This is a genomic window from Streptomyces sp. NPDC028910, from assembly GCF_055564955.1.
The window spans coordinates 1-25860 of sequence record NZ_JBVHVF010000020.1; the positions used below are offsets into that span (position 1 = coordinate 1).

At 71.1% G+C, this 25860-nt stretch carries 23 protein-coding genes; 12 read left to right on the top strand and 11 right to left on the bottom strand.

The annotated features are described in order from the left end of the window. The first annotated feature begins 223 nt into the window (after window positions 1–223). On the top strand, window positions 224–1768 hold the full coding sequence (locus ACZ4TV_RS23330) for a hypothetical protein (protein WP_468136678.1): 1545 nt from the start codon (window positions 224–226) through the stop codon (window positions 1766–1768). Here the strand turns inward: ACZ4TV_RS23330 and ACZ4TV_RS23335 are convergent. Together ACZ4TV_RS23335 and ACZ4TV_RS23340 are read right to left on the bottom strand one after the other, a co-directional pair. Further along, the gene (locus tag ACZ4TV_RS23335) at window positions 1754–2434 is read right to left on the bottom strand and encodes an ABC transporter ATP-binding protein (RefSeq protein ID WP_468136679.1); all 681 of its coding nucleotides are present in this window, start codon (window positions 2432–2434) and stop codon (window positions 1754–1756) included. The genes ACZ4TV_RS23330 and ACZ4TV_RS23335 overlap by 15 nt on opposite strands. After that, window positions 2431–3516, bottom strand: coding sequence for an ABC transporter permease (locus ACZ4TV_RS23340; RefSeq protein WP_468136680.1), 1086 nt, complete (start codon window positions 3514–3516; stop codon window positions 2431–2433). The genes ACZ4TV_RS23335 and ACZ4TV_RS23340 overlap by 4 nt, the downstream gene beginning before the upstream one ends. Window positions 3517–3650: 134 nt before the next feature. Between ACZ4TV_RS23340 and ACZ4TV_RS23345 the strand changes: the two genes are divergently transcribed. The 4 genes from ACZ4TV_RS23345 to ACZ4TV_RS23360 all read left to right on the top strand — a co-directional run bounded on the left by ACZ4TV_RS23345 (window position 3651) and on the right by ACZ4TV_RS23360 (window position 8536). Beyond that, the gene (locus ACZ4TV_RS23345; RefSeq protein WP_468136681.1) at window positions 3651–4958 is read left to right on the top strand and encodes a sensor histidine kinase; all 1308 of its coding nucleotides are present in this window, start codon (window positions 3651–3653) and stop codon (window positions 4956–4958) included. Beyond that, on the top strand, window positions 4955–5584 hold the full coding sequence (locus ACZ4TV_RS23350; protein ID WP_468136682.1) for a response regulator: 630 nt from the start codon (window positions 4955–4957) through the stop codon (window positions 5582–5584). Before ACZ4TV_RS23345 ends, ACZ4TV_RS23350 begins: the two co-directional genes overlap by 4 nt. Before the next feature lie 379 nt (window positions 5585–5963). Further along, window positions 5964–6767, top strand: a complete 804-nt coding sequence (locus tag ACZ4TV_RS23355; RefSeq protein WP_468136813.1) for a SigB/SigF/SigG family RNA polymerase sigma factor — start codon at window positions 5964–5966, stop codon at window positions 6765–6767. Window positions 6768–6811: 44 nt separating this feature from the next. Further along, a complete protein-coding gene (locus ACZ4TV_RS23360) occupies window positions 6812–8536 on the top strand; it encodes a PP2C family protein-serine/threonine phosphatase (protein WP_468136683.1) in 1725 nt (574 codons plus the stop codon). A gap of 34 nt (window positions 8537–8570) precedes the next feature. Here ACZ4TV_RS23360 and yczR read toward each other — a convergent pair whose 3' ends face one another. Then, window positions 8571–10055 (bottom strand): MocR-like transcription factor YczR, encoded by a 1485-nt coding sequence (gene yczR, locus ACZ4TV_RS23365; RefSeq protein WP_468136684.1) that lies wholly within the window; start codon window positions 10053–10055, stop codon window positions 8571–8573. A gap of 237 nt (window positions 10056–10292) precedes the next feature. Between yczR and ACZ4TV_RS23370 the strand changes: the two genes are divergently transcribed. From ACZ4TV_RS23370 to ACZ4TV_RS23380, 3 genes are all read left to right on the top strand, one after another. Further along, entirely contained in the window at window positions 10293–10925 is a 633-nt protein-coding gene (locus ACZ4TV_RS23370; RefSeq protein ID WP_468136685.1) for a nucleotidyltransferase family protein, read from the top strand. Between the two features lie 252 nt (window positions 10926–11177). Further along, the gene (aceB, locus tag ACZ4TV_RS23375; protein ID WP_468136687.1) at window positions 11178–12797 is read left to right on the top strand and encodes a malate synthase A; all 1620 of its coding nucleotides are present in this window, start codon (window positions 11178–11180) and stop codon (window positions 12795–12797) included. A 337-nt stretch (window positions 12798–13134) separates the two neighbouring features. After that, complete coding sequence (locus ACZ4TV_RS23380) at window positions 13135–14325, top strand: GDSL-type esterase/lipase family protein (protein ID WP_468136689.1); 1191 nt, start codon at window positions 13135–13137, stop codon at window positions 14323–14325. 19 nt (window positions 14326–14344) lie between these two features. On the opposite strand, the gene ACZ4TV_RS23385 is transcribed toward ACZ4TV_RS23380, so the two are convergent. The 8 genes from ACZ4TV_RS23385 to ACZ4TV_RS23420 all read right to left on the bottom strand — a co-directional run bounded on the left by ACZ4TV_RS23385 (window position 14345) and on the right by ACZ4TV_RS23420 (window position 21036). Then, window positions 14345–14725, bottom strand: coding sequence for a VOC family protein (locus ACZ4TV_RS23385; protein WP_468136690.1), 381 nt, complete (start codon window positions 14723–14725; stop codon window positions 14345–14347). Between the two features lie 319 nt (window positions 14726–15044). Then, on the bottom strand, window positions 15045–16436 hold the full coding sequence (locus ACZ4TV_RS23390) for a nucleobase:cation symporter-2 family protein (protein WP_468136692.1): 1392 nt from the start codon (window positions 16434–16436) through the stop codon (window positions 15045–15047). A gap of 350 nt (window positions 16437–16786) precedes the next feature. Next, entirely contained in the window at window positions 16787–18190 is a 1404-nt protein-coding gene (locus tag ACZ4TV_RS23395) for an 8-oxoguanine deaminase (RefSeq protein WP_468136693.1), read from the bottom strand. 190 nt (window positions 18191–18380) lie between these two features. Continuing rightward, a complete protein-coding gene (gene pucL / locus ACZ4TV_RS23400) occupies window positions 18381–19304 on the bottom strand; it encodes a factor-independent urate hydroxylase (RefSeq protein ID WP_468136694.1) in 924 nt (307 codons plus the stop codon). A gap of 1 nt (window position 19305) precedes the next feature. Continuing rightward, a complete protein-coding gene (uraH, locus tag ACZ4TV_RS23405; RefSeq protein WP_468136695.1) occupies window positions 19306–19710 on the bottom strand; it encodes a hydroxyisourate hydrolase in 405 nt (134 codons plus the stop codon). Window positions 19711–19719: 9 nt separating this feature from the next. After that, window positions 19720–20235 carry a 2-oxo-4-hydroxy-4-carboxy-5-ureidoimidazoline decarboxylase gene (uraD, locus tag ACZ4TV_RS23410; protein ID WP_468136696.1) on the bottom strand — a complete coding sequence of 172 codons (516 nt, stop codon included), beginning with the start codon at window positions 20233–20235 and terminating at the stop codon, window positions 19720–19722. 154 nt (window positions 20236–20389) lie between these two features. After that, complete coding sequence (locus tag ACZ4TV_RS23415) at window positions 20390–20788, bottom strand: helix-turn-helix domain-containing protein (protein WP_468136697.1); 399 nt, start codon at window positions 20786–20788, stop codon at window positions 20390–20392. Beyond that, window positions 20785–21036, bottom strand: coding sequence for a thiamine-binding protein (locus ACZ4TV_RS23420; RefSeq protein ID WP_468136698.1), 252 nt, complete (start codon window positions 21034–21036; stop codon window positions 20785–20787). The genes ACZ4TV_RS23415 and ACZ4TV_RS23420 overlap by 4 nt, the downstream gene beginning before the upstream one ends. 125 nt (window positions 21037–21161) lie before the next feature. Between ACZ4TV_RS23420 and ACZ4TV_RS23425 the strand changes: the two genes are divergently transcribed. The 4 genes from ACZ4TV_RS23425 (at window position 21162) to ACZ4TV_RS23440 (ending at window position 25731) form a co-directional block, all read left to right on the top strand. Continuing rightward, window positions 21162–21995, top strand: a complete 834-nt coding sequence (locus tag ACZ4TV_RS23425) for a TIM barrel protein (protein WP_468136699.1) — start codon at window positions 21162–21164, stop codon at window positions 21993–21995. 75 nt (window positions 21996–22070) lie between these two features. Further along, on the top strand, window positions 22071–22970 hold the full coding sequence (locus ACZ4TV_RS23430; RefSeq protein ID WP_468136701.1) for a 2-hydroxy-3-oxopropionate reductase: 900 nt from the start codon (window positions 22071–22073) through the stop codon (window positions 22968–22970). Window positions 22971–23182: 212 nt separating this feature from the next. Then, window positions 23183–24640, top strand: coding sequence for a catalase (locus ACZ4TV_RS23435; RefSeq protein WP_468136814.1), 1458 nt, complete (start codon window positions 23183–23185; stop codon window positions 24638–24640). A gap of 509 nt (window positions 24641–25149) precedes the next feature. Beyond that, entirely contained in the window at window positions 25150–25731 is a 582-nt protein-coding gene (locus ACZ4TV_RS23440; protein WP_468136702.1) for a TetR/AcrR family transcriptional regulator, read from the top strand. Window positions 25732–25860 lie beyond the last annotated feature (129 nt).

The following is a 25860-nucleotide window of genomic DNA, read 5'->3' on the forward strand; positions in this document are numbered from 1 at the left end:
GGCTCGTACTGGACGTACTTGCGCGGTCCGACAACGCCGCGAGGTGCCGTGCCGGGCGCCGTGACCCGGTGAACCTTTCCGGTCACAGCACTAGCTAGAGGCACTCGGGCGTATCCGGGCCTATCCGGCGCTGGGCCGACTGCTGGCCCGCGATGGCGGGGCGCGGTCCGGCGGGGCAGCGTGGTGAGGCAACTGCCCCGCCTCCCCGCCCCGAGGTCCGCCCATGGCCACGAACCCCGTCACGGCGCCGAGCCCGTCCGATGCCCCGCCGGGCCCCGCCGCCGGCGCGGGGCGGCGGCGCGATCTCCTCTGGCTGGCCCCCGTCGCCGCCGCGTACGCCGTCGCCCAGCTGCTCCTGGCCGTGCCGGGCACCGGACTCGGCTGGGACGAGACCGTGTACGTCAGCCAGGTCGCGCCCGACGCTCCGGCCGCGTTCTTCAGCGCCCCGCGCGCCCGCGGCATCACCTACCTCGTCGCCCCCGTCGCGGCCCTCACCCCCTCCGTCACGGCGCTGCGGATCTACCTGGCGCTGCTGTCGGCCGCGGCGCTCCTGCTCTCCCTCTGGGTGTGGCGGCGACTGCTCCCGGCGCCCGTGCTCGCCCTGGCGGGGGTCCTCTTCGCCGGTCTCTGGCCGACCCTGTTCTACGGTCCGCAGGCCATGCCCAATCTCTGGGTGGCCTTCGGGGCGCTCCTCGCGGTCGGCTGCTTCCTGCGGGCCGCCCGCGATCCCGGCGACCGCCTCGCGCTCGCCGGGACCCTCGCCGGGACCGCCCTCGCCGCGCTCATGCGTCCCTCCGACGCCGTCTGGCTCGTCCTGCCCCTGGCCTGCGCCACCCTGGCCGTACGCGCCGGGCGGCGGCTCGCGCTGCTCGCGGCGCTCGCCGCGGGGGCGCTGCTCGGAGGCGCCGAGTGGGTCATCGAGGCCGAGCTCCGCTACGGCGGCTTCCTGACCCGGCTGCACCGCGCCGGCGAGATCCAGGGCGGGCTCGGCTGGCATCCGGCGTTCGGCGACCACCTGCGCGCCCTGGGCGGCCGGACGCTCTGCCGCCCGTGCGACGTGCCCTGGTCCCAGCCCGTCACCGGCCTGTGGTGGCTCGCGCTGCCGCTGCTGACCGCCGGCGGGCTCGTCACCGCGTACCGCGCCGGGCGGCTGCGCCTGGCCCTCGTACCGACGGCGGCCGCGCTGTCGCTGGCGGCGCCGTACCTGCTGATGGTCGGGTACGCGGCCCCCCGCTTCCTGCTGCCCGCCTACGCCCTGCTGGCCCTGCCCGTCGCCCTGTGCCTGGCCCGGATGCTCACCTGGGCCCGCGGCCGCCCGCTCGCCCTCGGGGTGCTCTGCCTGGCGCTGGCCGCGCACCTCGCGCTCCACCTCGCCCTCACCGCCACGCTGGGCGCGCGCGCCAGGGCCAACCGGACGGCTTTCACCGCCGCGGCCGCCGAGTTGCACCGCCAGGGGGTACGACCGCCCTGCGTGGTCAGCGGCGAGGAGGCCGTCCGGGTGGCGTTCCTCGCCGGTTGCGCCTCGCGCCAGGTCTACGGGGGCCACGACGGCAGCATCACCGCGGACGGGCTCGCCGCCCTCGCCCGCACCCGGCCCACGGCGGTGCTGGTGGCGGGCGGGGCGCCGCCGCCCCCGTGGGCGCGCGGCTGGCGGCCGCTCCCCCTGCCGGACCTCCCGGGCGGGGACGGCCACCTCGCCTATCTGTCCCCTTCGGCGCGGCCCGCATCCCCGGGGCCGGTCGAGGAGCGGGCGCTACGCGGGAACTGATGCGGTGAGCCGGCCGTCGGCCATCGTCACCGTACGGTCCATCCGCTCCAGGTGGGCGTGGTCGTGGGTGACCAGCACCGTGGCGGTGGAGCGCTCGCGGGTCAGGGTGACCAGCAGGTCGAGCACGGCCGCGCCGCGCTCGTGGTCCAGGGCACTGGTCGGCTCGTCGACCAGCAGCACGGCGGGCTCGTTCATCAGGGCACGGGCGATGTTGATCCGCTGGCGCTGCCCGCCGGAGAGCTGGTGGGGCCGCTTGTCGGCCTTGTCGGCCAGGCCCACCGCGTCCAGCAGGTCCAGCGCGCGCCGGCGCAGCCGCCGCGCGGGGCGGCCGGAGAGGTGGGCCATGACCTGGAGCTGTTCGGCGGCGGTCAGCGAGGCCAGCAGGTTCGGCTGCTGGAAGACGATGCCGATCTTCTCCCGGCGCAGGGCCGACTTCTCGGCGGGGCCGAGCCGCGTGGTGTCCTGGCCCGCGACGACGACCCGGCCGGAATCGGGGGTGACGAGGGTGGCGGCGACCGCGAGCAGGCTGGACTTGCCGGATCCGGAGGGTCCGATCACCGCCGTCAGCGTGCCGGCGGGCACCTCCAGGCGGACCGCGTCGAGGGCGGTGAGCCGGCTCTCGCCGTCGGGGTAAGTGAGCGTGGCGTCGTGGACGAGCAGGGTCATCGGGCGCTCCCGAGGGCGGTCAGCGGGTCGACGGCGGTGATCCGCCGGATGGACAGGGCCGCGCCCAGCGCGCCCAGCACGATCATGATCGCGGCGGGGACGAGCACCGTGGCGGCATCGAGGACGAAGGGCACGTCACCGTCGCTGATCAGCGCGCCGAAGCCGGCGGCGAGGGCGGTGCCCAGGCCGGTGCCGATGGCGAGCATCACCACGGCCTGGCCGAGGGCGTCCTTGAGGAGGTACGGGGTGGAGGCGCCCAGTGCCTTCAGGACGGCGACGTCCCCGCTGCGCTGGATCGTCCACACCGTGAAGAAGGCCCCTATCACCAGGGCCGAGATGACGAAGAGGAAGCCGCGCATCAGCTGGAGCGAGCCGTTCTCAGCCTGGTAGGACCCTATGGCGCCGAGGGCCTCGTCGACGGTCCTGGCCCTGGTGGCGGCGGCCTCGTCCGCGGCGGCGAGGTCCAGGCCGCTGCCGGAGACGGCGACGACGGTGGCGAGGGTGTCGATGGAGGTGCCCGGGTTGCCGATCCGCTGCCAGTCGTTGAGGTCCATCCAGACGACCGGGGTGTGGCTGTAGGCGGCGGTTCCGGAGACGGCGGCCACGGTCAGTTCGAGCGGGCCGATCTTGAGCTTTGCGCCGGCGGTGAGGCCGCCGAGCTCCTTCGCGGCCTTCTCGGCGAGGACCACCCGGCCCTGGGTGAGGCCGGCCTTCCGCGGTCCCAGCCCGCCGGCCGGGTCCACGCCGAAGACCGAGACCGCGGCGGTGCGCTCACCCGAGACGGCGTTGGTGGTGCGGATGCCCAGCGGCTCCGCCGACCTCACCCCGGGCTGCCCCCGCCAGGCCAGCCAGGCGGACTCGGGCACCTGGGAGTTGGTGAAGGACACCTTCTGGTCCCCGGTGGGCGCGGCGAAGGCCAGGTGCGAGGCGGGCAGACCGGTGATGGCCGAGACGTTCTCCCGGGCCAGGCCGGAGGTGAGCCCGGACAGCAGGCCGACCAGCAGCGTGATCAGCAGTACGACCGAGCCCATGAGGGCGAAGCGGCCCTTGGCGAACCGGAGATCTCTCCATGCGACGAACATGTTCCCCACCTTGGTCTTCCGCGTGGACACAAGGCATCGCGCCACGGTAGTGATCCTCGTATCGAAGGGCGCACGCGGACATCAAACTTTCGATTGACCGGGGCCGGCCGGCGCCGACTTACGCTGGTCGGGCGATGACTGCTCCCGTGCCCCGCGTGTCCCCCGCGCCCGCCGTTCCCACCGTTCCGGCCGCTCCCGGCGTTCCCGGAGTTCCCGGCGTTTCCGCCGTTCCGGCCGCCTCCCGCGCCCTCACCCCCGTGTCGAAGGTGCTGCGGCTGTGCCTGCACGCGCTGTTCCTCGGGCTGCTCGCGCTCGCCGCCGGGCGGGCCGTCGCCGACGCCGCGCCCCGGGCCGGCTGGGTGGTCGCCACCTGCGCGGTGCTTGCCGCCGGGTACGTGGGCGGCGTACGGGCCCCCGCCGTGCACAGCTCGCCGCGCGCGGGGGCGGTCTGGCTGGCAGGGCTCGGCGCGGCCTGGGCGGCGCTGCTCGCGCTCTCCCCCGAGGGGCTGTGGATCGCCTTCCCGCTGTACTTCCTGGAGCTGCACCTGCTGCGGCTGCGCTGGGGGGTCGCGGCCGTCGCGGTGACGGCCTGCGCGGCCATCGGCGGCTTCCTCGCGCACAGCGGCGCGGTGACCCCCGGGGCCTTCCTGGGGCCGCTGCTGGGCGGAGCCGTGGCGGTGGCGACCGTACTCGGTTACCAGGCGCTGTACCGCGAGAGCGAGCGCCGCCGCCAGCTGATCGAGGAGCTCATCACGACCCGGGCCGAGCTCGCCGCCGCCGAGCGGGGCGCCGGGATCCTGGCCGAGCGGGAGCGCCTGGCCCGGGAGATCCACGACACCCTCGCCCAGGGGCTGTCCTCCATCCAGCTGCTGCTGCGGGCCGCCGAGCGGACCCTGCCGGCGCGGGCTCCGGCACTGGAACACATCGCCCGGGCCCGGGAGGCCGCCCAGGAGAACCTCGCCGAAGCGCGTCGTTTCGTACGGGCCCTCACCCCGCCCGACCTGGAGCACGGCTCGCTCGCCGCCGCGCTGGAACGGCTGTGCGCGGGGGTGCCGGGGCCGCGGGTCCGGTTCTCGCTGAGCGGCAGCCCGCGCGTGCTGCCGACCCCGTACGAGGTGGCCCTGCTGCGGATCGCGCAGTCGGCGCTGGCCAATGTGGTGCGGCACGCGCGGGCCGGGCGCGCCGAGATCACCCTGACCTTCATGGACGCCTCGGTCACGCTGGACGTCGTGGACGACGGGCACGGCTTCGACCCGTCCTCGGCCGCGTCGGGCTCCGGCGACGGCGGCTTCGGGCTGCCCGCCATGCGCTCGCGCGCCGAGTCGCTGGGCGGGCTGTTCACCGTGGAGTCCGCCCCCGGCCAGGGCACCGCCGTGGCCGTCACCCTGCCGTTGCCGCTGGAACCCGTGCAGGCACCGTTGGACCCCGTGGAGGCACCGTGACCATCCGTCTCCTGCTCGCCGACGACCACCCGGTGGTCCGGGCGGGGCTGCGCGCGGTGCTGGACACCGAAGCGGACTTCGCGGTGGTGGCCGAGGCGGCGACCGCCGAGCGGGCGGTGGAGCTGGCGGCCTCCGAGCCCGTGGACGTCGTCCTGATGGACCTCCAATTCGGGCCCGGCATGCACGGCTCCGCGGCGACGGCCCTGATCACCGCCCGCCCGGACGCCCCCCGGGTGCTGGTGCTGACCACGTACGACACGGACGCCGACATCCTGGCGGCGGTGGAGGCGGGTGCGTCCGGCTACCTGCTCAAGGACGCCCCGCCGGAGGAGCTGGCGGCGGCCGTACGGACGGCCGCCGCGGGCCAGTCGGCGCTGGCCCCGGCGGTGGCGCTGCGCCTGATGGACCGGATGCGGACGCCGGCGGAGGCGCTGACGAAGCGGGAGCTGGAGGTGCTGCAGCTGGTCGCGGACGGCCTGTCGAACCAGCAGATCTCCAAGAAGCTCTTCCTCAGCCAGGCCACGGTCAAATCCCACCTCGTGCACATCTACGCCAAGCTCGGCGTCGACTCCCGCACCTCGGCGGTCGCGGCGGCCGGCAGCCGGCGGCTGATCCGCACGCCGTAGCGGGCCGCGGTTTCGACGGCGGGATAACGGTAAGGCGCAGTCCGTCGGCCGGGACGGCGCTCCGGACGGGCCGGGCCGGGGCGGGACGAAAGTCCTTCGGCGGCGGGCCGGACGGCCCCTTTGGCGTCCTGGTGGGCGTGGACGGCGAGCGGGTGGGCAGGCGCACCTTCGCGCAGCCCAGAACCCACCGACGGAAGGAAGGATCGTGCCCGGTTCCACCCCACCGATCGCGCCCATCGCCCCCACCAGCCACTTCGCCCCGGCGGAAGCACCGACGGACGGGCCCGCGTACGCGCCGACGGACGCGCCCGCCTACGCGCCGGTACACGCGTCGGCACCGGCCCGTGCCGGGCTGCCCCGGATCACCCAGGCCCACGAGATGGCCCCGGCGGACGCCCGGGAGCTGACCAGGCTCTTCTTCACGCGCCTGCGGAGCCTGCGGGAGGGCACCGCGGAGTACCAGTACGTGCGCAACACGCTGATCGAGATGAACACGGCCCTGGTCCAGTTCGCCGTGCGCGGTTTCCGCGGGAGCGCGGGAGGCGCCGGCGGGGCGGGTGCCGAGATGGAGGACATCGTCCAGGCCGGCACGATCGGACTCATCAAGGCGATCGACCGCTTCGACCCCGATCGAGGGGTGTGCTTCTCCACGCTCGCCCTCCCGTACATCACCGGGGAGATCAAACGGCACTTCCGGGACACCACCTGGGCCGTGCACGTTCCGCGCCGGCTCAAGGAACTCCGCATCGACCTGGCCAAGGCCGGCGACGATCTCTCGGCCACGCTGGGCCGCGCCCCCACCGTCAAGGAGCTCGCCCGCCATCTCGACCTGGACGAGGAAACGGTCATCGAGGGGCTCGTCGCGGCCAACGGCTACTCCACCGAGCCCCTCGACACCCCGGCCCGCGGCGGGGAGCAGGCCGCGCCCGCGCGCACGTCCCGCACGCCGGCGGACGTCACCGGGCAGAGCGACCGTGCCATCGAGCTCTTCGAGGACCTGCACGCTCTGGGCCCCCTCCTGGACCAGCTCTGCGAACGGGACCGCCAGATCCTTTACCTGAGGTTCGGCCGGGAGATGACCCAGTCCGACATCGGCGCCGAGCTCGGCATCAGCCAGATGCAGGTCTCGCGCCTCCTGACCCGCATCCTGACCAAACTGCGCACGGGCATGCTCGCCGCGTGACGGCGGCGGCAGGGTCGTGCCAGCTATCCAGGCGGTGATGACATATGAGCCCCTTCACCCCCCAGGACCCCGAGACGCTCAAGCGGCTCCTCGCCCGCGAGGTGAGAGCCCTGCGGGAGGCCGCCCGGCACGGCGCCGGCGTCCGGCTCGACGAGGGCCCCGCACCGGCCGGGGCGCAGCCGGAGGACGAGGGCGGGGAGTCCTGCCCGTGCGGCGCCGCAGGACCCGGGCACGGCTGCGGTGACGAGGGCGAAGGCCACGACCCGTGGGCGTGCGTCTGCGCGACCCTGCCCGCCATCCCGTTGTCGGCCGCGCTGTTCACGCCCGAACACGACGAGGCCGGCCGGACGGTGGACTTCACGGTCAAGGCCGGCAACCACGTCCGCGCGGCCGAGTGGCTGGAGGCTCCGGACCGCCAGATAGGCCGGCGGTTGCTGGAGGTCCAGCCCGGCGCCGCGGTCGGCGGGCTCGTCGGCGCCCTGGACTCCGTGCTGCGCACCGGTCGCGCCCTCAAGGCGTACGCCTTGGACTACACGGAGCAGCGCAGCGACGGTCTGCACCGCACGAAGCTCCTGTACGACGCCGCGGCCTGCGGCGGGAAGGTACTGGCGACGTGGCGGGCGGCCCACAACCGCATGGAGCTGCTCTCGCTCGACGCGCAGTACATCGCGTCCATGGGCTGGGGCACCTGGGACCTGCTGTCCGGCGAGGTGGCCTGGTCGGAGGGGCTGTCGTCGATCTTCCGCAATGATCCGTCCCGGCCCCTGTCCCTCGCCGAACTGTGCGACATGGTGCTCCTGGAGGACGTACCGCGCTTCGGGAAGTTCCTGCTGGCACTGGTCGACGGGGAGGAGCCGTCGGGTACGGACATCCGCTTCAGCATGCTCGGTGAGGTGCGCACCCTTCACCTGGTAGGACATCCCGTCATCGCGACCGACGGGCTTCCCTGGTCGGTGCACGTCATCGCACGCGATCTGACGTCCCAGGTACGCAGTCGGCAGCGGCTCGCCGCGACGCGCAGGCAGTCCGACCGGCTGCGGGAGGAGGCGGCCGCCGAGCGGCGGGTGGCCGCCGCCCTGCGGGAGGCGCTGCTCCCGACGCACTCCGCCGAGCTCGCCCAGGCGGGCCTCTCCGTGGCGGCCGCGTACCTGCCGGCGGAAACGGACGCGGCGGTGGGCGGCGACTGGTACAAGTGCCGGGTGCTGCCGGACGGCCGGATCCTGCTCGCCATCGGCGACGCCTGCGGCCACGGACTGAGCGCGGTCGCCCGGATGGCGCAGCAGCGGCACGCCCTCGCGGGTCTCGCTCACGCCCCCGGGACCCATGCGGGCCAGCTGACCACCTGGCTCAACGAGCTGCTGTGCGCCGACCCGGCCGCCGAGACGGCCACCGCGATCATCGGGCACATCGACCGGGGGCGGCGCTTCCGCTGGGCGTGCGCCGGCCATCCGGCGCCGCTGCTGCTGCGTGACGGCGCGGCCTCGGCGCTGGACACGGCGCACCGGGGCCCCCTCTTCGGGCTCCTGCCCGGGCACGAGTACGAGACCGCGACCGTGGACCTTCTCCCGGGTGATCTCCTGCTGCTCTACACGGACGGCATGGTCGAGCGCCGGGGTGAGGACATCGCGGACGGCATCGACCTCCTGGGCAAGGTGCTGATGAGCTGCGGCGGGCTCGGCCCCCAGGACACCCTCGACCGCATCATGGACGCGTACACGCCCGAGGACCACGAGGACGACACCTGCCTGGTGGCCCTGGGCGTCGGCTGACCCGGGGGCCTCTCGCCCGCCCGCCTCGGCCGCACTACGCGACCCAGTGCGGCCGCTCCACCGCCGACGGCAGCGGGACCCCGTCGTGGAAGGCGCTCGCGAGGCGGCGTACGCCCTCGTCCAGCCGGTCCGCGGGGAGCGTGTACGGGATCCTCAGCCGGTGTTCGAAGGTCCCCGGGTCCACCCCGAAGCGCGCCCCGCGGCCGATGTGCACACCGGCGGCCGCGGCCCGCTCGGCGAGGGCGGAACTGACGGCCTCGCCGAGGTCGACCCAGAGCGAGAGCCCGCCGGGCGGTATCTGCCAGGACCATTCCGGGGTGTGGCGCTGGAGCGACTGCACCAGGGCCTCGCGCTGGATCCGCAGCTGTGCGAGCCGTGCGGGCAGGGACCGGTCCATGGCGTCCATCAGCGGGAGCGCGACCAGCTGGTCGAGGACCGAGCCGGTCATGTCGGCCGAGACCCGTACCGTCGTCAGCTCGGCGATCATCTTCGCGGTGGCCCTGATCCAGCCCACGCGCAGGCCGCCCCAGTGCGTCTTGCTGAGCGAGCCGATGGTGATCACGTGGTCGGCGCCGCCGCGCGGGGCGAGGGAGGCCAGGGGCGCGGGCGCGGGGACGTCCAGCGCGATGTCGGCGATGGTCTCGTCGACCACCAGCCAGGTTCCGGTCGAGCGGGTCGCCGCGAGCAGCCGCAGCCGCTGCTCAGGTGGCATCAGCGCGCCCGTCGGGTTCTGGAAGTCGGGGATCACGTACGCGAGCCGCGGCACGCTCTGGCGCAGCGTGGACTCGGCTATCTCCATGTCCCAGCCCGCGTCGGAGACGGCGATGGACCCCGTGCGCAGCCGCGCGTGGCGCAGGGCGTCGAGGGCGTTGGCGTAGGTGGGGCTCTCGGTCACCACCCGGTCCCCTGGCCGGCAGAGCAGGCTGACGATCAGCGCGAAGGCCTGCTGGGCTCCGGCCGTGACCAGGATCTGCTCGGGGCGCGTCGGCAGGCCGCGCCGGGTGAACCGGTCTGCGACGGCCGTACGGAGGTCGGGCAGTCCGAAGGGGTGGTAGCCGGGGCTACGGGCGAGCCCCGGCAGCCGGGGAGCGGCCCAGGCGAGGGCCTCGGTGAGGCTGCCGTCCGGGGCGCCCATGGCGGCGATGGCCAGGTCGATGCCGGCGTCGTCGTCGGGGCGGCCGCCGGTCCCGCCGAGGAGGTGGGCGCCGACCGGGCCGTGGCCGTCGGGGAGCTCGGTCCAGGTGCCGGAGCCGCGCCGGCTGCGGACGTACCCGCTCTCGCGCAGCAGGTCGTAGGCGCCGGTGACCGTGGCCCGGCTGGCGCCGACCGCCTCGGCGAGCTCGCGTTCGGCGGGGAGCCGTACGTGCAGGGCGATCCGGCCGTCGAGGAGCAGCGTGCGGACGGCGTCGGCGAGCGCCCGGTAGCCGGGGCGGGCCAGCACGTCGGCGGGCAGCAGGGCCGCGAGCTGCCGGCTGCCGATGGCTCTGTCCGCTGTCTGGACCACTCGCCCGTATGCCATGCCAACCTCCCCTGATTGGCTCTGACGGCCAGGCCAATCGAGGACCAGACTCGCTGTATTGGCCCCCGATTGGCAAGGAGATGCCGAGATGTTGACCGACCGTGAGGAACGCGCCCTGCTGGCCGCCACCGAGAACCGGATCTCCCGGCCGCCGCGGGTCGGGGCCGCACTGGCCTCCCTACGACGCACGCTGAGGCGGCGCTCACGGGATGCGGCGCAGGAGCGAGAATCGGTGTCATGTCAGCCGACTCCCCTTCCCTCTCAGCCGGCACCCACCCCGGTTCCCCACTGATCGCGGGCCTGCTCCTGGCGGCCGGCGGCGGCCGGCGGCTCGGCGGCCGGCCCAAGGCCCTGCTGCCCTACCGCGGCCGCCCGCTGGTCGAGAACGCCGTACGGGTACTGCGGGAGGCGGGCTGCGGCCCGGTGCACGTGGTGCTCGGCGCCTCGGCCTCCGAGGTCCGCGAGCGCGCCGACCTGACGGGCTGCGTGGTCGTGGACAACCCGGACTGGGCGGAGGGGATGGGCTCCTCCCTGCGGGTCGGTCTCACCTCCCTCGCCGGTACGGGCGCCCGTGCGGCCCTGGTCTCCCTGGTGGACCAGCCCGGCATCGGCCCGGCGGCCGTGGCCCGGATCCGGGAGGCGTACCGCTCCCCGGCGAGCCTGGTGGCGGCGGCGTACGACGGGGAGCGCGGCCATCCCGTGCTGTTCGGCGCGGACCGCTGGGCCGACATCGCGGCGACGGCGACGGGTGACAAGGGCGCGCGGGTGCACCTCGCCCGACACGCCGGGGAGCTGGTGCTGGTGGAGTGCTCGGACGTCGCGGAGGCCTTCGACATCGACACGCCGCCCGACCTGGCCCGTCTCCTCTGAGCATGGCGTGACGGCAGTGGCACTGAGGGCCACCGGAAGGCGGGATCTGTCGACCAAGAGAATCTCGACATCAACAAACCATTGAACTTCCACCATGAGGAAATTACTATCCACTGGTCAGAAGCGCCCTGAACCCACTGACGGCGCCCGCGACCGTATCCCGGAACTCTCCACACCCGACGGCACTGCGTGCCGTCTCGCGCGAGCATTCCCCCGCGGCCGCCAGGCACCGCCGCTGAAGGAGTGACAGATATGTCCGCACCAGCGCCGTCCCCGCTGGCCATCGTCGACGCCGAGCCCCTGCCACGGCAGGACGAAGTCCTCACCGAAGCGGCCCTCGCCTTCGTGGCCGAGCTCCACCGGCGGTTCGCCCCCCGCCGCGCCGAGCTCCTCGCCCGCCGCGCCGAGCGCCGCGCCGAGATCGCCCGGACCTCCACCCTGGACTTCCTCCCGGACACCGCACAGGTCCGCGAGGGTGACTGGACGGTGGCGCCGGCCCCGGCCGCGCTGAACGACCGCCGCGTGGAGATCACCGGTCCGACGGACCGCAAGATGACCATCAACGCCCTGAACTCGGGCGCCAAGGTCTGGCTCGCCGACTTCGAGGATGCCTCGGCCCCCACCTGGGAGAACGTCGTCCTCGGCCAGCTCAACCTGATCGACGCCTACGAGCGCCGCATCGACTTCACCGACGCCCGCACGGGCAAGGCGTACACCCTCAAGCCCGCCGAGGAGCTGGCGACCGTCGTCATGCGGCCGCGCGGCTGGCACCTGGAGGAGCGCCACCTGCGGTTCGAGGGCGGCCCGGCCTCCGGCTCGCTCGTGGACTTCGGGCTGTACTTCTTCCACAACGCGAAGCGCCTGATCGACCTCGGCAAGGGCCCGTACTTCTACCTGCCGAAGACGGAGTCGCACCTGGAGGCGCGCCTCTGGAACGAGATCTTCGTCTTCGCCCAGGACTATGTCGGCATCCCGCAGGGCACCGTCCGCGCGACCGTCCTCATCGAGACGATCACCGCCGCGTACGAGATGGAGGAGATCCTCTACGAGCTGCGCGACCACGCGGCGGGCCTGAACGCGGGCCGCTGGGACTACCTCTTCTCGATCGTGAAGAACTTCCGTGACGGCGGCGAGAAGTTCGTCCTGCCGGACCGCAACGCGGTGACGATGACAGCCCCGTTCATGCGGGCGTACACCGAACTGCTCGTCCGCACCTGCCACAAGCGCGGCGCGCACGCCATCGGCGGCATGGCGGCCTTCATCCCGTCCCGCAAGGACGCCGAGGCCAACAAGATCGCCTTCGAGAAGGTCAAGGCGGACAAGGACCGCGAGGCGGGCGACGGCTTCGACGGCTCCTGGGTCGCCCACCCCGACCTGGTTCCGATCGCCATGGCCTCCTTCGACGCGGTCCTCGGCGAGAAGCCGAACCAGAAGGACCGGCTGCGCGAGGACGTCTCGGTGGCCCCGGGCGAGCTCATCGCGATCGACTCGCTGGACGCGCGGCCCACGTACGAGGGCCTGCGCAACGCGGTCCAGGTCGGCATCCGCTACATCGAGGCCTGGCTGCGCGGTCTCGGCGCCGTCGGCATCTTCGGCCTGATGGAGGACGCGGCCACGGCCGAGATCTCGCGCTCGCAGATCTGGCAGTGGATCAACGCCGGTGTCGTCTTCGAGAACGGGCAGCAGGCCACCGCCGAACTGACCCGCGAGATCGCGGCGCAGGAGCTGGCCGCCATCCGCGCCGAGGTCGGCGACGAGGCCTTCGCGGCCGGCAAGTGGCAGCAGGCCCACGACCTCCTCCTCCAGGTCTCCCTGGACGCGGACTACGCGGACTTCCTCACGCTCCCCGCGTACGACCAACTGGTCGGCTGATCCCCGGATTCGACTGAAACGCACAGCAGCCGAACCCGCCGGCTCCGCCCCCGTCGCCTCACGGCACGGGGGCGGAGCCGTTTGCGTTCCGCAATGCGGAGCGGATGAGATCCGACGATCCGTCAGTTGTTCTCGGCCAGGAGGACGGGAACCAGCCGCGGCCCCGAACGCCGAACGACCGGTCGGTTGTTACTTGTTCGTAACTTGCCTGTACCTAGCGGTAACAAGCTGCCGCGTGTCACCTTTCCGATGCCACCGGCCGGCGGTACCCCCACTTCCCAGCCACGCGACGCAGTCGTTCGCCGACTTCGGCGTGGCCGAACGCAGGAGTTCCGCCGTGATCGGATTCCGCAACGTCAGCAAGGACCGGGACCGCAGTCGGGTGCGACGACTGGCCGGGGCCGGGATGGTTCTGCCGCTCGCCGTCAGCGCGCTGTGGGCCGGCGGGACCGGGACCTCCGTGGCCAGCCCCGGGAGCGGGCCCACCGCCGTGGTGTCCATGGGCGACAGCTACATCTCCGGCGAGGCCGGTCGCTGGAAGGGCAACAGCCTCACCAACACCGGAAGCCGGAACGGGACCGACCGGGGCTGGGTCAGCGCCGACACCTACGATCCCGGCAAGGTCTACGGGACCACCGCGGGCGGGTGCCACCGGTCCGACTCCGCCGAGGTGCGCAGCGCCGGGGCGATCGCCGACGTCGCCGTGAACCTGGCCTGTTCCGGGGCGACGTCCGACAACGTCTTCCGCGCCTCGAACGGCGGTGTCACCTTCAAGGGCGAGGCCCCGCAGGCCGATCAGCTCGCCGCGGTGGCCGCCAGTCACGACGTCAAGGTCATCGCCCTGTCCATCGGCGGGAACGACCTGGGCTTCGCCGACATCATCGAGAAGTGCGCGTTGGACTTCGCCATCTGGTACTCGTACTGCCACGACGACCAGCAGTACGCCGTCGACCAGAAGATCGACGGTGTCATGGCCAAGGTCGGGAAGTCCGTGGACGAGGTGCGGGCCGTGATGCGCGCGGCCGGGTACGCCGACTCCTCGTACCGGATCGTGCTGCAGTCCTACCCGTCGCCGATCCCGCGCGGCGCGGAGAACCGGTACACGCAGAGCGACTGGAGCCGGCTCAACACGGGCGGCTGCCCCTTCTGGAACCGCGACTCGGACTGGGCGCGGGACTCGCTCGTGCCTCAGATAGCCAACCGGATCAAGTCAGTCGCCGCGGCCAAGGGAGTGCAGTTCCTGGACCTGCGGGACATGATGCAGGGGCGCGAGGTGTGCGCCAGGGCGAGCCAGCAGGTGAGCTCGACGGTCCCGGCCTCGGCGAAGACGAGCGAGTGGGCGCGCTGGATCGACAACAACGAGTCGCAGGGCCTGATCCAGGAGTCCATGCACCCGAACTACTTCGGCCAGCTGGCCGCCGGGCGCTGCCTCGCCCTGGTCGTCGCCCAGCCCGCGAACTCGGGCCACAGCTGCAAGAACACCGCGGGCGGGGACCAGACGGGCATGTTCCTGATGCCGGCCTCCTGACGCGCGGGGCTTCGGGCGACTAGGTCGATTCGTCCAGTACGGACAGGACGTTGCCCGCCGGGTCCTTGAACCAGGCGATGGAAGGCATCTCGCCCTCCTGGCGGACGATGCCCTTCTCGTCCGTGTCGAAGCCCTCGTACCGCTCGAACCGGACACCGCGCGCGGTGAGCTCGTCGACGGCGCGCTCGATGTCGTCGACGGGGAAATTCAGGATCGTGAAGCTCGCGGGCTCGTGGTTGTCCTTCGGGTAGACCAGGACCCTGGTGTCGCCTGCCAGGTGCAGGAACAACATGTCCTGGTCCTCCGACACGCGCAGGCCGAGGGTTCCGCCGTAGAACTCCTTGGCCTTGCCGATGTCGTCGACCGAGAATCCGCTGAATGCCTTGGTGTCTGCGAACATGACCGTTCCTTCGATCGGACGCGCCCCGCTTCCCATCCTCCTCTCGCCTCCGTGGCCCGGCGACCGGCGGCCGCCGGAACACGCACCGTCCGCCTCCGGCGACGATCCGTACCCGGGGGCGTACGGACGGCGGTGGGGGGGGGGGGGGGGGGGGGGGGGGGGGGGGGGGGGGGGGGGGGGGGGGGGGGGGGGGGGGGGGGGGGGGGGGGGGGGGGGGGGGGGTATCCCCCCCCCCCCCCCCCCCCCCCCCCCCCCCCCCCCCCCCCCCCCCCCCCCCCCCCCCCCCCCCCCCCCCCCCCCCACCGCCGTACGGCACCGCCTAGTGGACCGGGACCGGGTCCGGGGTCGCTCCCGGCGCCGCGCCCTTGCGGGCGCCGAGGTGGTTGAAGGCCAGGTTCAGCAGGATGGCCACCACGCAGCCGGTGCTGATGCCGGAGTCGAGGACGACCAGCAGGTCCTTCGGGAAGGCGTGGTAGAACTCCGGCGCGGCGATCGGGATCAGGCCGATACCCACGGCGGCGGCGACGATCAGGGCGTTCTCGCCCTTCTCCATGGCCGCACCGGCCAGGGTCTGGATGCCGCTGGCCGCGACCGAACCGAAGAGCACGATGCCGGCGCCGCCGAGGACCGGCAGCGGGACCACGCCGATGACGGAGGCCGCCATCGGGCACAGGCCCAGCAGGATCAGGATGCCGCCGCCCGCGGCCACCACGAACCGGCTGCGCACCTTGGTCATGGCGACCAGCCCGATGTTCTGGGCGAACGCGCTGCACATGAAGCCGTTGAACAGCGGGCTGATCGCGCTGCCGAGGGTGTCGGCGCGCAGGCCCCCCGCGATGGTCTTGGCGTCCGCGGGACGTCCGACGATCTTGCCCAGCGCCAGGATGTCTGCGGTGGACTCGGTCATGCAGACGAGCATGACGATGCACATGGAGATGATGGCGGCGATCTGGAACTGCGGGGCGCCGAAGTGGAACGGCGTCGGGAAGCCGACCAGCGAGGCGTTCTTGACGGCGTCGAAGCTGGTCATGCCGAGCGGCAGGGCGATGAGCGTGCCCGCGACCAGGCCGAGCAGGATCGATATCTGCTGGAGGAAACCGCGCAGGAACTTGCGCATCAGCAGGACGATGACCAGGGTGACCGCGGCCATGCCGATGTTCTTGATCGAGCCGTAGTCCGCGGCGGTGCTGTTTCCGCCCTGCGACCAGTTGAAGGCGACGGGCAGGAGCGAGACGCCGATCAGGGTGATGACCGTGCCCGTCACGACCGGCGGGAAGAAGCGGACGAGCTTGCCGAAGTAGGGGGCGGCGAGGAAGCCGGCGATCCCGGCCACGATGATCGCGCCGAAGATGATGGGGAGGGCGTTGTCCCCCTCCCCCTTCCCGATCGCGATCATCGGGGTCACACCGGCGAAAGAAACGCCGTTGACGAAGGGGAGTTTGGCGCCGATCTTCCAGAACCCGAGGGTCTGGAGGAGGGTGGCGAGGCCGGCGGTGAAGAGCGAGGCGCCCATCAGGAAGGCGGTCTCGGTGGCGGAGAGTCCGACGGCAGGGCCGACGATCATGGGTGGGGCGACGACACCCGCGTACATGGCGGCCACGTGCTGGAGCCCGCTGGTGAACATCTTCAGGGGAGGCAGGGTCTCGTCGACCGGATGCTTCTCCTCCGGTACTGCGACTGCATCTTTGCGAAACCTGGGCGTTGCGGCCACGGCTTCCTCCGGTCGGTTAAACACGTCGGCAGGGACGTGGGTGTCATGGAGGTGGTGCGAAAGCTGTGCGAGTCGAGCTGTATGGAGTTGTGGGTGGTGCGACTACGTGTCCCAAGGGGTGCAGAAACGATTCGCCCAAACCGTCCCGCGTCAGTTTTTCCGCATGGTGAAGCAGTGGAGCAACGAAGCCAATGCAGCCAGTGCAGCCAGTGCAGCCAGTGGCACGAGTGACCGTTCCCGGGGGCGCCTTCGGATTTCCTCAGGCGCCCCCGGGAACGGCTGCCGACGGACCCCGCTCGGGTCCGCGGCCGCCGGCCGGGGGCCGTCCCCCCCGGCCGGACTCCGTGGGATCAGGCCTGCGCGGCGATCCGCGCGAGGCGCTGGGCCTCTTCCCGCGTGGACACGGCGATGGCGTCCTCGTCGGCGAAGAGGAGTCGGTTGTTCTCCACGATCTGCTTGCCGTTGACCAGCGACAGGGTGACCGGGGCCGCGGCACCGAAGACCAGCGCGGTGACCGGGTCGGCGATCGAGGAGTGGGCCAGGGTGTTCAGGTTCCACATGACCAGGTCGGCGCACTTGCCGACCTCGAGGGAGCCGATGCTGTCGGCGCGGCCGAGCACCTGGGCGCCACCGTACGTGCCGAGGCGCAGGGCCTGGCGCGCGTTGAGGGCACGCTCGCGGTGGACCGGGTTCAGGCGGTTGATCAGCAGCGCGTTGCGCAGCTCGGTGTGGAGCTCACCGGACTCGTTCGAGGCGGTGCCGTCCACGCCGAGGCCGACCGGGACACCGGCGGCGAGCATGTCCGGGACGCGGGCGATGCCGGCGGCCAGCCGGGCGTTGGAGGACGGGCAGTGCGCCACACCGGTCTTGGTGCGGGCGAACGCCGCGATGTCGGAGTCGTTCATGTGGACGCTGTGCGCCATCCACACGTCCTCGCCGAGCCAGCCGGTCGACTCGAAGTAGTCGGTCGGGCCCATGCCGAACAGTTCCTTGCAGAACTGCTCTTCCTCGACGGTCTCGGAGCCGTGCGTGTGCATGCGCACACCGAGGCGGCGAGCCAGCTCCGCGCCCTGCTTCAGCAGCTCGGTGGAGACCGAGAAGGGGGAGCAGGGGGCGACGGCCACCTGGGTCATCGCGTCGAAGGAGTAGTCGTGGTGCTTCTTGACGGTCGCCTCGGTGTCGGCGAGCGCACCCTCGAGGGTCTCGACGGCGTGGTCCGGCGGCAGGCCGCCGTCCTTCTCGCTGCGGTCCATCGAGCCGCGGGCGAGGGTGAACCGTACGCCCATCTCGGAGGCGGCGCGGATGATCGAGCCGGAGAGGTCGCCGGAGCCCTTGGGGAAGACGTAGTGGTGGTCCATGGCGGTGGTGACGCCGCCCTTGGCCATCATCGCCAGGGAGCCCTGGGCGGCCGTGTACGTCATCTGCTCGTCGATGCGCGCCCAGGTCGGGTACAGCGCGACGAGCCAGTTGAAGAGGTTGTGGTCGGTGGCCAGACCGCGCGTGATCCACTGGTAGAAGTGGTGGTGGGTGTTGACCAGACCCGGGGTGACGAGGTGACCCGTGCCGTCGATGCGGCGGACCACATTGTCGAGGTTCTCGGGGGCCTTGCCCGCACCGATCGACTCGATCTTGTTTCCGGCGACGACCACGTAGCCCGAGGCGTACTCGGTGTCGTTCGCGTCGACGGTCGCAATCGCACAGTTCTCGATGACGATGCGCTCGACCGCGCTGTCAAGGGCTGCCGATGCTGCCATGGGACTTCCTCGTGCTTTCAGTGGCGGTGCGGGCACGGCAAGGCCCAGGGGATTTGAGTGCCGGAGCCGGGGGCCTTGACAGCTGACAGTACTGCCGCCCCGAGTGTTGCGTCCGGGTGCCGATTCAGGAAGCTGAAGGGTGTCGCGCCGTCCCGGGGCCACTGCGGTGCCCCGGGACGGGCGTGCCGTGTCAGAGGTTGGTCATGTCCACGGGGATGCGGGCGTCTACGCCGTCCCGCAGGACCGTGGCCTCGATCAGACCGTACGGGCGGTCCGCGGCGAAGTACACCTCGTTGTCGTTCTTGAGGCCGAAGGGCTCAAGGTCCACGAGGAAGTGGTGCTTGTTCGGGAGCGAGAAGCGGACCTCGTCGATCTCCGAACGGTGGTTGATGATGCGCGAACCCATCTGGTACAGGGTCTGCTGCAGCGACAGGGAGTAGGTCTCCGCGAAGGCCTGCAGCATGTGCTTGCGGGTCTCGGCGTAGGACTTCTCCCAGTTGGGCATCCGCTGCTCGTCGTCCGACCAGTTGAAGCGCCAGCGAGCCGACACCTGGGTGGCCAGGATGCGGTCGTAGGCCTCCTTCAGCGTCGTGTACTTGTCCTTCACGTAACCCCAGAACTCGGAGTTCGTGGAGTTCATGACGACGAGGTCCTTGAGGCCGGAGATGACCTCCCAGTTCGTGCCGTCGTACGTGATCTGGGTGACGCGGGTCTCCGCGCCCTGGCGGACGAAGGAGTGGTTCACCTCGTCGGAGCCGATGAACTTGCTGTTGGCGTCCGAGGTGGCGATCCGGTCCCAGGCGTACTCCTCGATCCGGATGCGCGCCTTCTTGATCGGCTCCTGGCTGTTGACGAACCAGCGCGCCAGGTGGATGCCGAACTGCTCGGCGGACTCGATGCCGTACTCCTTGGCGAACGCGTACACCGTGTTCTTGGTGGTGTCCGTCGGCAGGACGTTGGCGTTCGAGCCGGAGTAGTGGACGTCGTCCATGTCGCCGGAGAGGGCGACCGAGACGTTCAGGTCCTTGATGTGGTGCGTGTCGCCGTCCCGCGTGATCTTGACGACGCGGTTCTCTGCTTTGCCGTACTGGTTCTGGCCCAGAATCGTGGCCATGCTAGCTCCCTCGGTAAACGGAGTAGCCGAACGGGTTGAGCAGCAGCGGTACGTGGTAATGCTCGCCAGGAGTGACCGCGAAGGTGATCGTCACTTCCGGGAAAAACGCACCGCTGTCCCTTACGCGGGGGGCGTCCTGCTGCGCCTCGGCTTGCTTCTTGGAACTGTGCTTATTAAAGAAGTACGTCTCGGTCTCGAAGTCGAGACGCACGTGGGTGGTGCCCTCCGGCAGGGCCGGCAGGTCCTTGCAGCGCCCGTCCGCATCGGTGGCGGAGCCGCCCAGGGCCGCCCACTCCCCGTCGAGGCCCGCGCGGGCCGACAGGGAGATGGCGACGCCCTCGGCGGGCTTGCCGATGCTGGTGTCCAGGATGTGCGTGGACACCGACGCGGTGGTCTCAGTGCTCATGCTTCGGTCTCACTCTCCTTCTACGAGTTCCACGAGGCGGGTCAGGCGGATCCGGTTGATCTTGACGAGCTCGCCGCGGGCGATTTCCCGCTCCTGCTCCGGCGAGTTGTCGATCCGGACCTTGACCGCGTCCCGCATGAACTCACCGGTCGCACCGGTGGCGCAGATGAGGAAGACGTGGCCGAACTTCTCCTGGTACGCCAGGTTCAGTTCGAGGAGCTCGTTCTTGAGCTCCTCCGAGGCACCGGCCATGCCACGCTGCTCGCGGGCGGAGGTCGGGTCTCCCGGCTTCGGCCGGCCGATCGGCGCGTGGCCTGCCATCGCTTCGCCCAGGTCCTCCGCGGTGAGCTCCGCCATGGCGGCTTCGTTCGCGGCGAACAGGGACTCTGCGGTGGCGAAGGGGCGCTGGGCGAGCAGCTTGCTCCCCCACGCCGAGCTGGCGCACACCTCGTGCAGCTCGGCCGTGGCCGCGCTGTCGTCCAAGGTGTTGAACCGGGTGAGACCCGGGGTCGGACTCGAAGTCACGGTAGGCCTCCGTGGCCTGTTGTTGCTTTGACGGGCTGCGCATAGCTAACGCCCTCCGCAACACGGCGTCAACACTTTGTTGAAACTTCCCGTACACAAAAGCCGCCGCCCGGGTGAATTGGGCGGCGGCTCGTCACCGTGGGTCAGGAATCTTTCACTCTTGGCTGCTCTTACCGGGACCTTTCGGGGCGTTGGAATCCCGGTTCAAGTAGTTGTAGACCGTGAAACGGCTTACGCCCAGGGCGCCCGCGACCGTTTCCACGCCGTGCCGCACGGAGAAGGCGCCCCGCGCCTCCAGTATCCGTACGACGTCCTGCTTGGACTTCCGGTCGAGCTGCGACAACGGTACGCCGTGCCGGCGCTCCAGGGCCGCCAGGATGTGGTCCAGCGAGTCGGAGAGCTGCGGCAGGCGCACGGCCAGCAGGTCCTGACCCTCCCAGGTGAGCACGACGTCGTCGGGCTGCGCCTGGGCCGGATCCATCAGCTCGCCGCCCATGGCGTCCACCAGCGGCTTGACCGCGGTGACGAAGGGGTGGTCGCGGGGCTCGGTCATGGCGTGTCTCCCCCGATCACATTGACCTGGAGCGAGACGCGGGTGGCTCCGGCCTCCAGGGAGTCGCGCAGCAGCGCGCCCACCGCGGCCAGTACCCGGTCGGCCTCGCCTTCGGCGGTGTTGCCGAACGGGCCGACGTCCACCGCGTCCAGCTGGGCCTTCTGGATGACCTCGCGGGCGGCCACGGCATGGGCAGGGGCCTCTTCGAGGTCGAAGGGCTCGGTCGTGAACTCCACTCTCAATCGCACGCCGTCAAGCTACCCGGCACTCAGGACTTTTCGGCAGCCCGTACTTGACAAGTGCGGCGACCTGCTTGCAGTCTTCCATCAAGCAGAAACTAACTTCCGCAATACGGAAGGAGCGCACACCCCTCATGGGATACACGGACCAGCGCTTCGATGTAAACCTTTCGATCCTCTTCACGGAACTCCCGCTCCTGGAGCGTCCCGCGGCTGCCGCCGCGGCGGGCTTCACGGCGGTCGAGCTGTGGTGGCCCTGGATCGAGACCCCCACCCCCGCACAGGAGGAGCTCGACGCCCTCAAGAAGGCTCTTGAGGACGCCGGCACCCAGCTGGTGGGCCTGAACTTCTACGCCGGCCAGCTGCCGGGCCCGGACCGCGGCGCGGTGTCGGTTCCCGGTGAGGAGTCGGAGCGCTTCAACGCCAACATCAACGTGGCCGCCGACTTCGCGGCCTCGGTCGGCTGCAAGGCGCTGAACGCCCTCTACGGCAACCGCGTCGAAGGCGTGGACCCGGCCGTCCAGGACGAGCTCGCCCTGAAGAACCTGGTCGTGGCGGCTCAGGCCGCGGACCGCGTCGGCGCGATCCTCCTGATCGAGACCCTCAACAAGCCCGAGTCGCCGCTCTACCCGCTGGTGAGCGCCCCGGCCGGCATCGAGGTAGTGGACAAGGTGAACGCGGCCACCGGCCTCGGCAACGCCAAGTTCCTGCTCGACCTGTACCACCTGGCGATGAACGATGAGGACCTCTCCGAGGTCATCGAAAAGTACGCCGCCAAGACCGGGCACGTCCAGATCGCGGACAAGCCCGGGCGAGGTGCCCCCGGCACCGGCGAGCTGCCCCTCGAGGAGCTGCTCGACCAGCTGAAGAAGGCCGGATACGAGGGCTACGTAGGCCTGGAGTACAAGGCCGCCGACGCTGCCGCCTCCTTCGAGTGGCTGCCGGCCGAGGCCCGCGCCGCGAAGTAAGCGGACAAAGTCCAGGCGATCAGCCAGGCACGTCACGAACTTTTCGTACGAAGCATTAAGAGAAGGACCCTCATCATGAGCAACCCCACTGCGCTCCCGTCGATCGCCTGGATCGGTCTCGGCATCATGGGCTCCCCCATGGCCGAGAACCTCCTGAAGGCCGGCTACTCGGTCACCGGCTTCACCCTGGAGCAGGACAAGCTGGACCGCCTGGCCGCCGCCGGCGGTACCGCGGCCGGCTCGATCGCCGAGGCCGTCAAGGACGCCGACGTCATCATCACGATGGTGCCCGCCTCCCCGCAGGTCGAGGCCATCTCCTACGGTGAGAACGGCATCCTGGAGAACGCGAAGTCCGGCGCGCTGATCATCGACATGTCGTCGATCACCCCGCAGACCTCGATCGACCTCGCGAAGAACGCCGCCGAGAAGGGCATCCGCGTCATCGACGCCCCGGTGTCCGGCGGCGAGGCCGGCGCCATCGAGGCCGTCCTGTCGATCATGGTGGGTGGCGAGCAGGCCGACTTCGACGAGGCCCTGCCGGTCCTCCAGGCCCTCGGCAAGACCATCGTGCTCTGTGGCCCGCACGGCTCCGGCCAGACGGTGAAGGCCGCCAACCAGCTCATCGTCGCGGTGAACATCCAGGCGTGCGCCGAGGCCGTCGTCTTCCTCGAGAAGTCCGGCGTGAACCTCCAGGCCGCCCTGGACGTCCTGAACGGCGGTCTGGCCGGCTCCACGGTCCTGACCCGCAAGAAGGACAACTTCCTGAACCGCGACTTCAAGCCCGGTTTCCGGATCGACCTGCACCACAAGGACATGGGCATCGTCACCGACGCCGCCCGCAACGTCGGTGCGGCCCTGCCCGTCGGCGCGGTCGTCGCCCAGCTGGTCGCCTCGCTGCGCGCCCAGGGTGACGGTGGCCTGGACCACTCGGCCCTGCTGCGTGCCGTCGAGCGCCTCTCCGGCTCGCAGGTCTGACCGGCCGAACACCCTCCCCCCTGGGGGACCTGAGTTTCCGGATGGTGCCGGTGCTGACACCTGTCCTGTCGCGCCCAAGCGCCGGCACCGTCCGGATCACCTCTCTCCATCTTTGTTCAACAAACTGTTGACGTTTAGTTCTCGCCGAAATTAGGCTGTTCCGCATGACGGAAGACGCTTTCCGTCAGCAGTTACCCGTACGGAAGGTCACCATGTCGAAGCGCACGCTGACGACCGAGTCCGGCGCCCCGGTCGCCGACAATCAGAACTCCGCCACCGCCGGCGTCGGTGGCCCGCTCCTGGTCCAGGACCAGCAGCTCCTTGAGAAGCTTGCCCGCTTCAACCGTGAGCGCATCCCGGAGCGCGTGGTGCACGCCCGCGGCTCGGCCGCGTACGGCTACTTCGAGGTGACCGACGACGTCACCGCGTACACCAGCGCCGCGTTCCTGAACACGGTCGGCAAGAAGACCGAGACCTTCCTGCGGTTCTCCACCGTCGCCGACTCGCTGGGTGGCGCGGACGCCGTCCGCGACCCGCGCGGCTTCGCGCTGAAGTTCTACACCGAAGAGGGCAACTACGACCTCGTCGGCAACAACACCCCGGTGTTCTTCATCAAGGACCCGATCAAGTTCCCCGACTTCATCCACTCCCAGAAGCGCGACCCCTTCACGGGCAAGCAGGAGCCGGACAACGTCTGGGACTTCTGGGCGCACGCCCCCGAGGCGACGCACCAGATCACCTGGCTGATGGGTGACCGCGGTATCCCCGCGTCGTACCGTCACATGAACGGCTACGGCTCCCACACGTACCAGTGGACCAACGAGTCGGGCGAGGCCTTCTTCGTCAAGTACCACTTCAAGACGAACCAGGGCATCCGCTGCCTGTCGGGCGAGCAGGCCGCCGAGCTCGTCGGCAAGGACCCGAACTCGCACCAGACCGACCTGCTCCAGGCGATCGAGCGCGGTGTGAACCCGAGCTGGACCCTCTACGTCCAGATCATGCCCGCCGCCGAGGCCGCGGACTACCGCTTCAACCCGTTCGACCTCACCAAGGTGTGGCCGCACAGCGACTACCCGCTGCAGCGCGTGGGCCGTCTGGTCCTCGACCGCAACCCGGACAACGTCTTCGCCGAGGTCGAGCAGTCCGCCTTCTCCCCGAACAACTTCGTCCCGGGCATCACCGCCTCGCCGGACAAGATGCTCCAGGGCCGTCTCTTCGCGTACGCCGACGCCCAGCGCTACCGCCTCGGTGTGAACCACACCCAGCTGCCGGTCAACGCCCCGAAGGCGACGAAGGCCGACAACTACGGCCGCGACGGTGTCATGGCGCTGCGCAACGGCTCGCGCCACGACAAGAACTACGAGCCCAACTCGTACCAGGGCCCGGCCGAGACCGGTCTGGCGCTCGGCGCCCCGAAGGCCGTCTCCGGCTACACGGGCACCCACGAGGCCCCGGCCCACACCAAGGACGACGACTTCTTCCAGGCCGGTGAGCTCTACCGCCTGATGTCGGAGGCCGAGAAGCAGCGTCTGGTGGCGAACATCGCCGGCGGTCTGTCTCAGGTCACCCTCGAGGACGTCATCGAGAAGAACCTGGCTCACTTCCACGCCGCGGACGCCGACTACGGCAAGCGCGTCGAGGAGGCCGTTCGCGCCCTGCGCGACGCCTGAGCCACACAGCTGTACCGGGGGCCTGACGGGAGGTCAGGCCCCGGGTGCTGAGCCCGACCCGTGGACCCGGATGAGGGGTGGTACGCGGTGAGGGCAGGACGAGGACCGTGGCGGGCGTGCGAGCCAGTGCGGTGGTAATGGGTTCCGAGGCCCGTCTCTTGACCTGAGGGAGACGGCGCCGGAGTTCTCGTCGCCCGCCCGCCACGGTCCCAGCCATTCCTCTCTGTACAGGGGCCACGCACAGAGTCCCCTGTACGCCGAGAGCCTCCGACTCCGCCCGGCGGTGCGAACGTCCTGTCGCGCCAGCCTCGCTCCGTCGGGCGGTAACAACCAGAGCGCCGAGTCACGGACGGTCCCGTGACTCGGCGCTTTGTCGTTCCCTCGTTCCGTCGTTCCGTCGTTCCGTCGCTGGAGAGACTGAGAATTCAGTCAGGGCGTCGGGTGGCGGCTACCGTGTGGCCCTGACTGAAAGCTCAGTCAAAGGGTGACCGACCGAAAGGTGCGCGAGAGTGGCCGACCGCCAGGCGTTGATCTTGGAAGCAGCCGTACGAGTCATCGCGCGCAACGGTGTCAGAGGCCTGCGCGTGGAGGACCTGGCGGCCGAGGCCGGGGTGTCCACCGCGCTCATCTACTACCACTTCAAGGACCGGGCCGGCCTGATCCGGCGCACTCTCGCCTTCATCAGCGACCGGGCCACCGGCTATACCGACGAGGCCCTCAAGGGCGCCGAGGATGCCCGTACCGTACTTCTGCACCTGCTGCTGAGCGAGCTCCAGGACACCCCGCGGGTCCGCGAGAACAGCACCGCCTGGGGCGAGCTGCGGGCCAGTGCCGTCTTCGACGCCGACCTGCGCGCGACCCTGGCCGACTCCACCCGCTCCTGGTCCCAGGACACCGCGGACGCCATCTCGGACGCCCAGGCGGCCGGCCTCGCCGACCTGCACGTCACGCCGCTGGACGCCGCCGAGCGGCTCACCGCCCTGGTGGAGGGCCTCAGCGAGCGCTGGCTGAGCGGATCCCTGACCCTGGACCGGGCCCGGGAGCTGCTGACCGGCGCGGTGGACGCGGAACTCGGCCCGCACCCTGGATAGGCCTGGACGGCCTCGTACAGCTCCGGACAGCCCCTGACGGCCCCAGGCAGCTCCGAAGAGCCCCAGGGCGCTCCGGACAGCTCCTGACGGCCCGCGAAACGCAGAACGACCCCCGCCCCTCCTGATGGA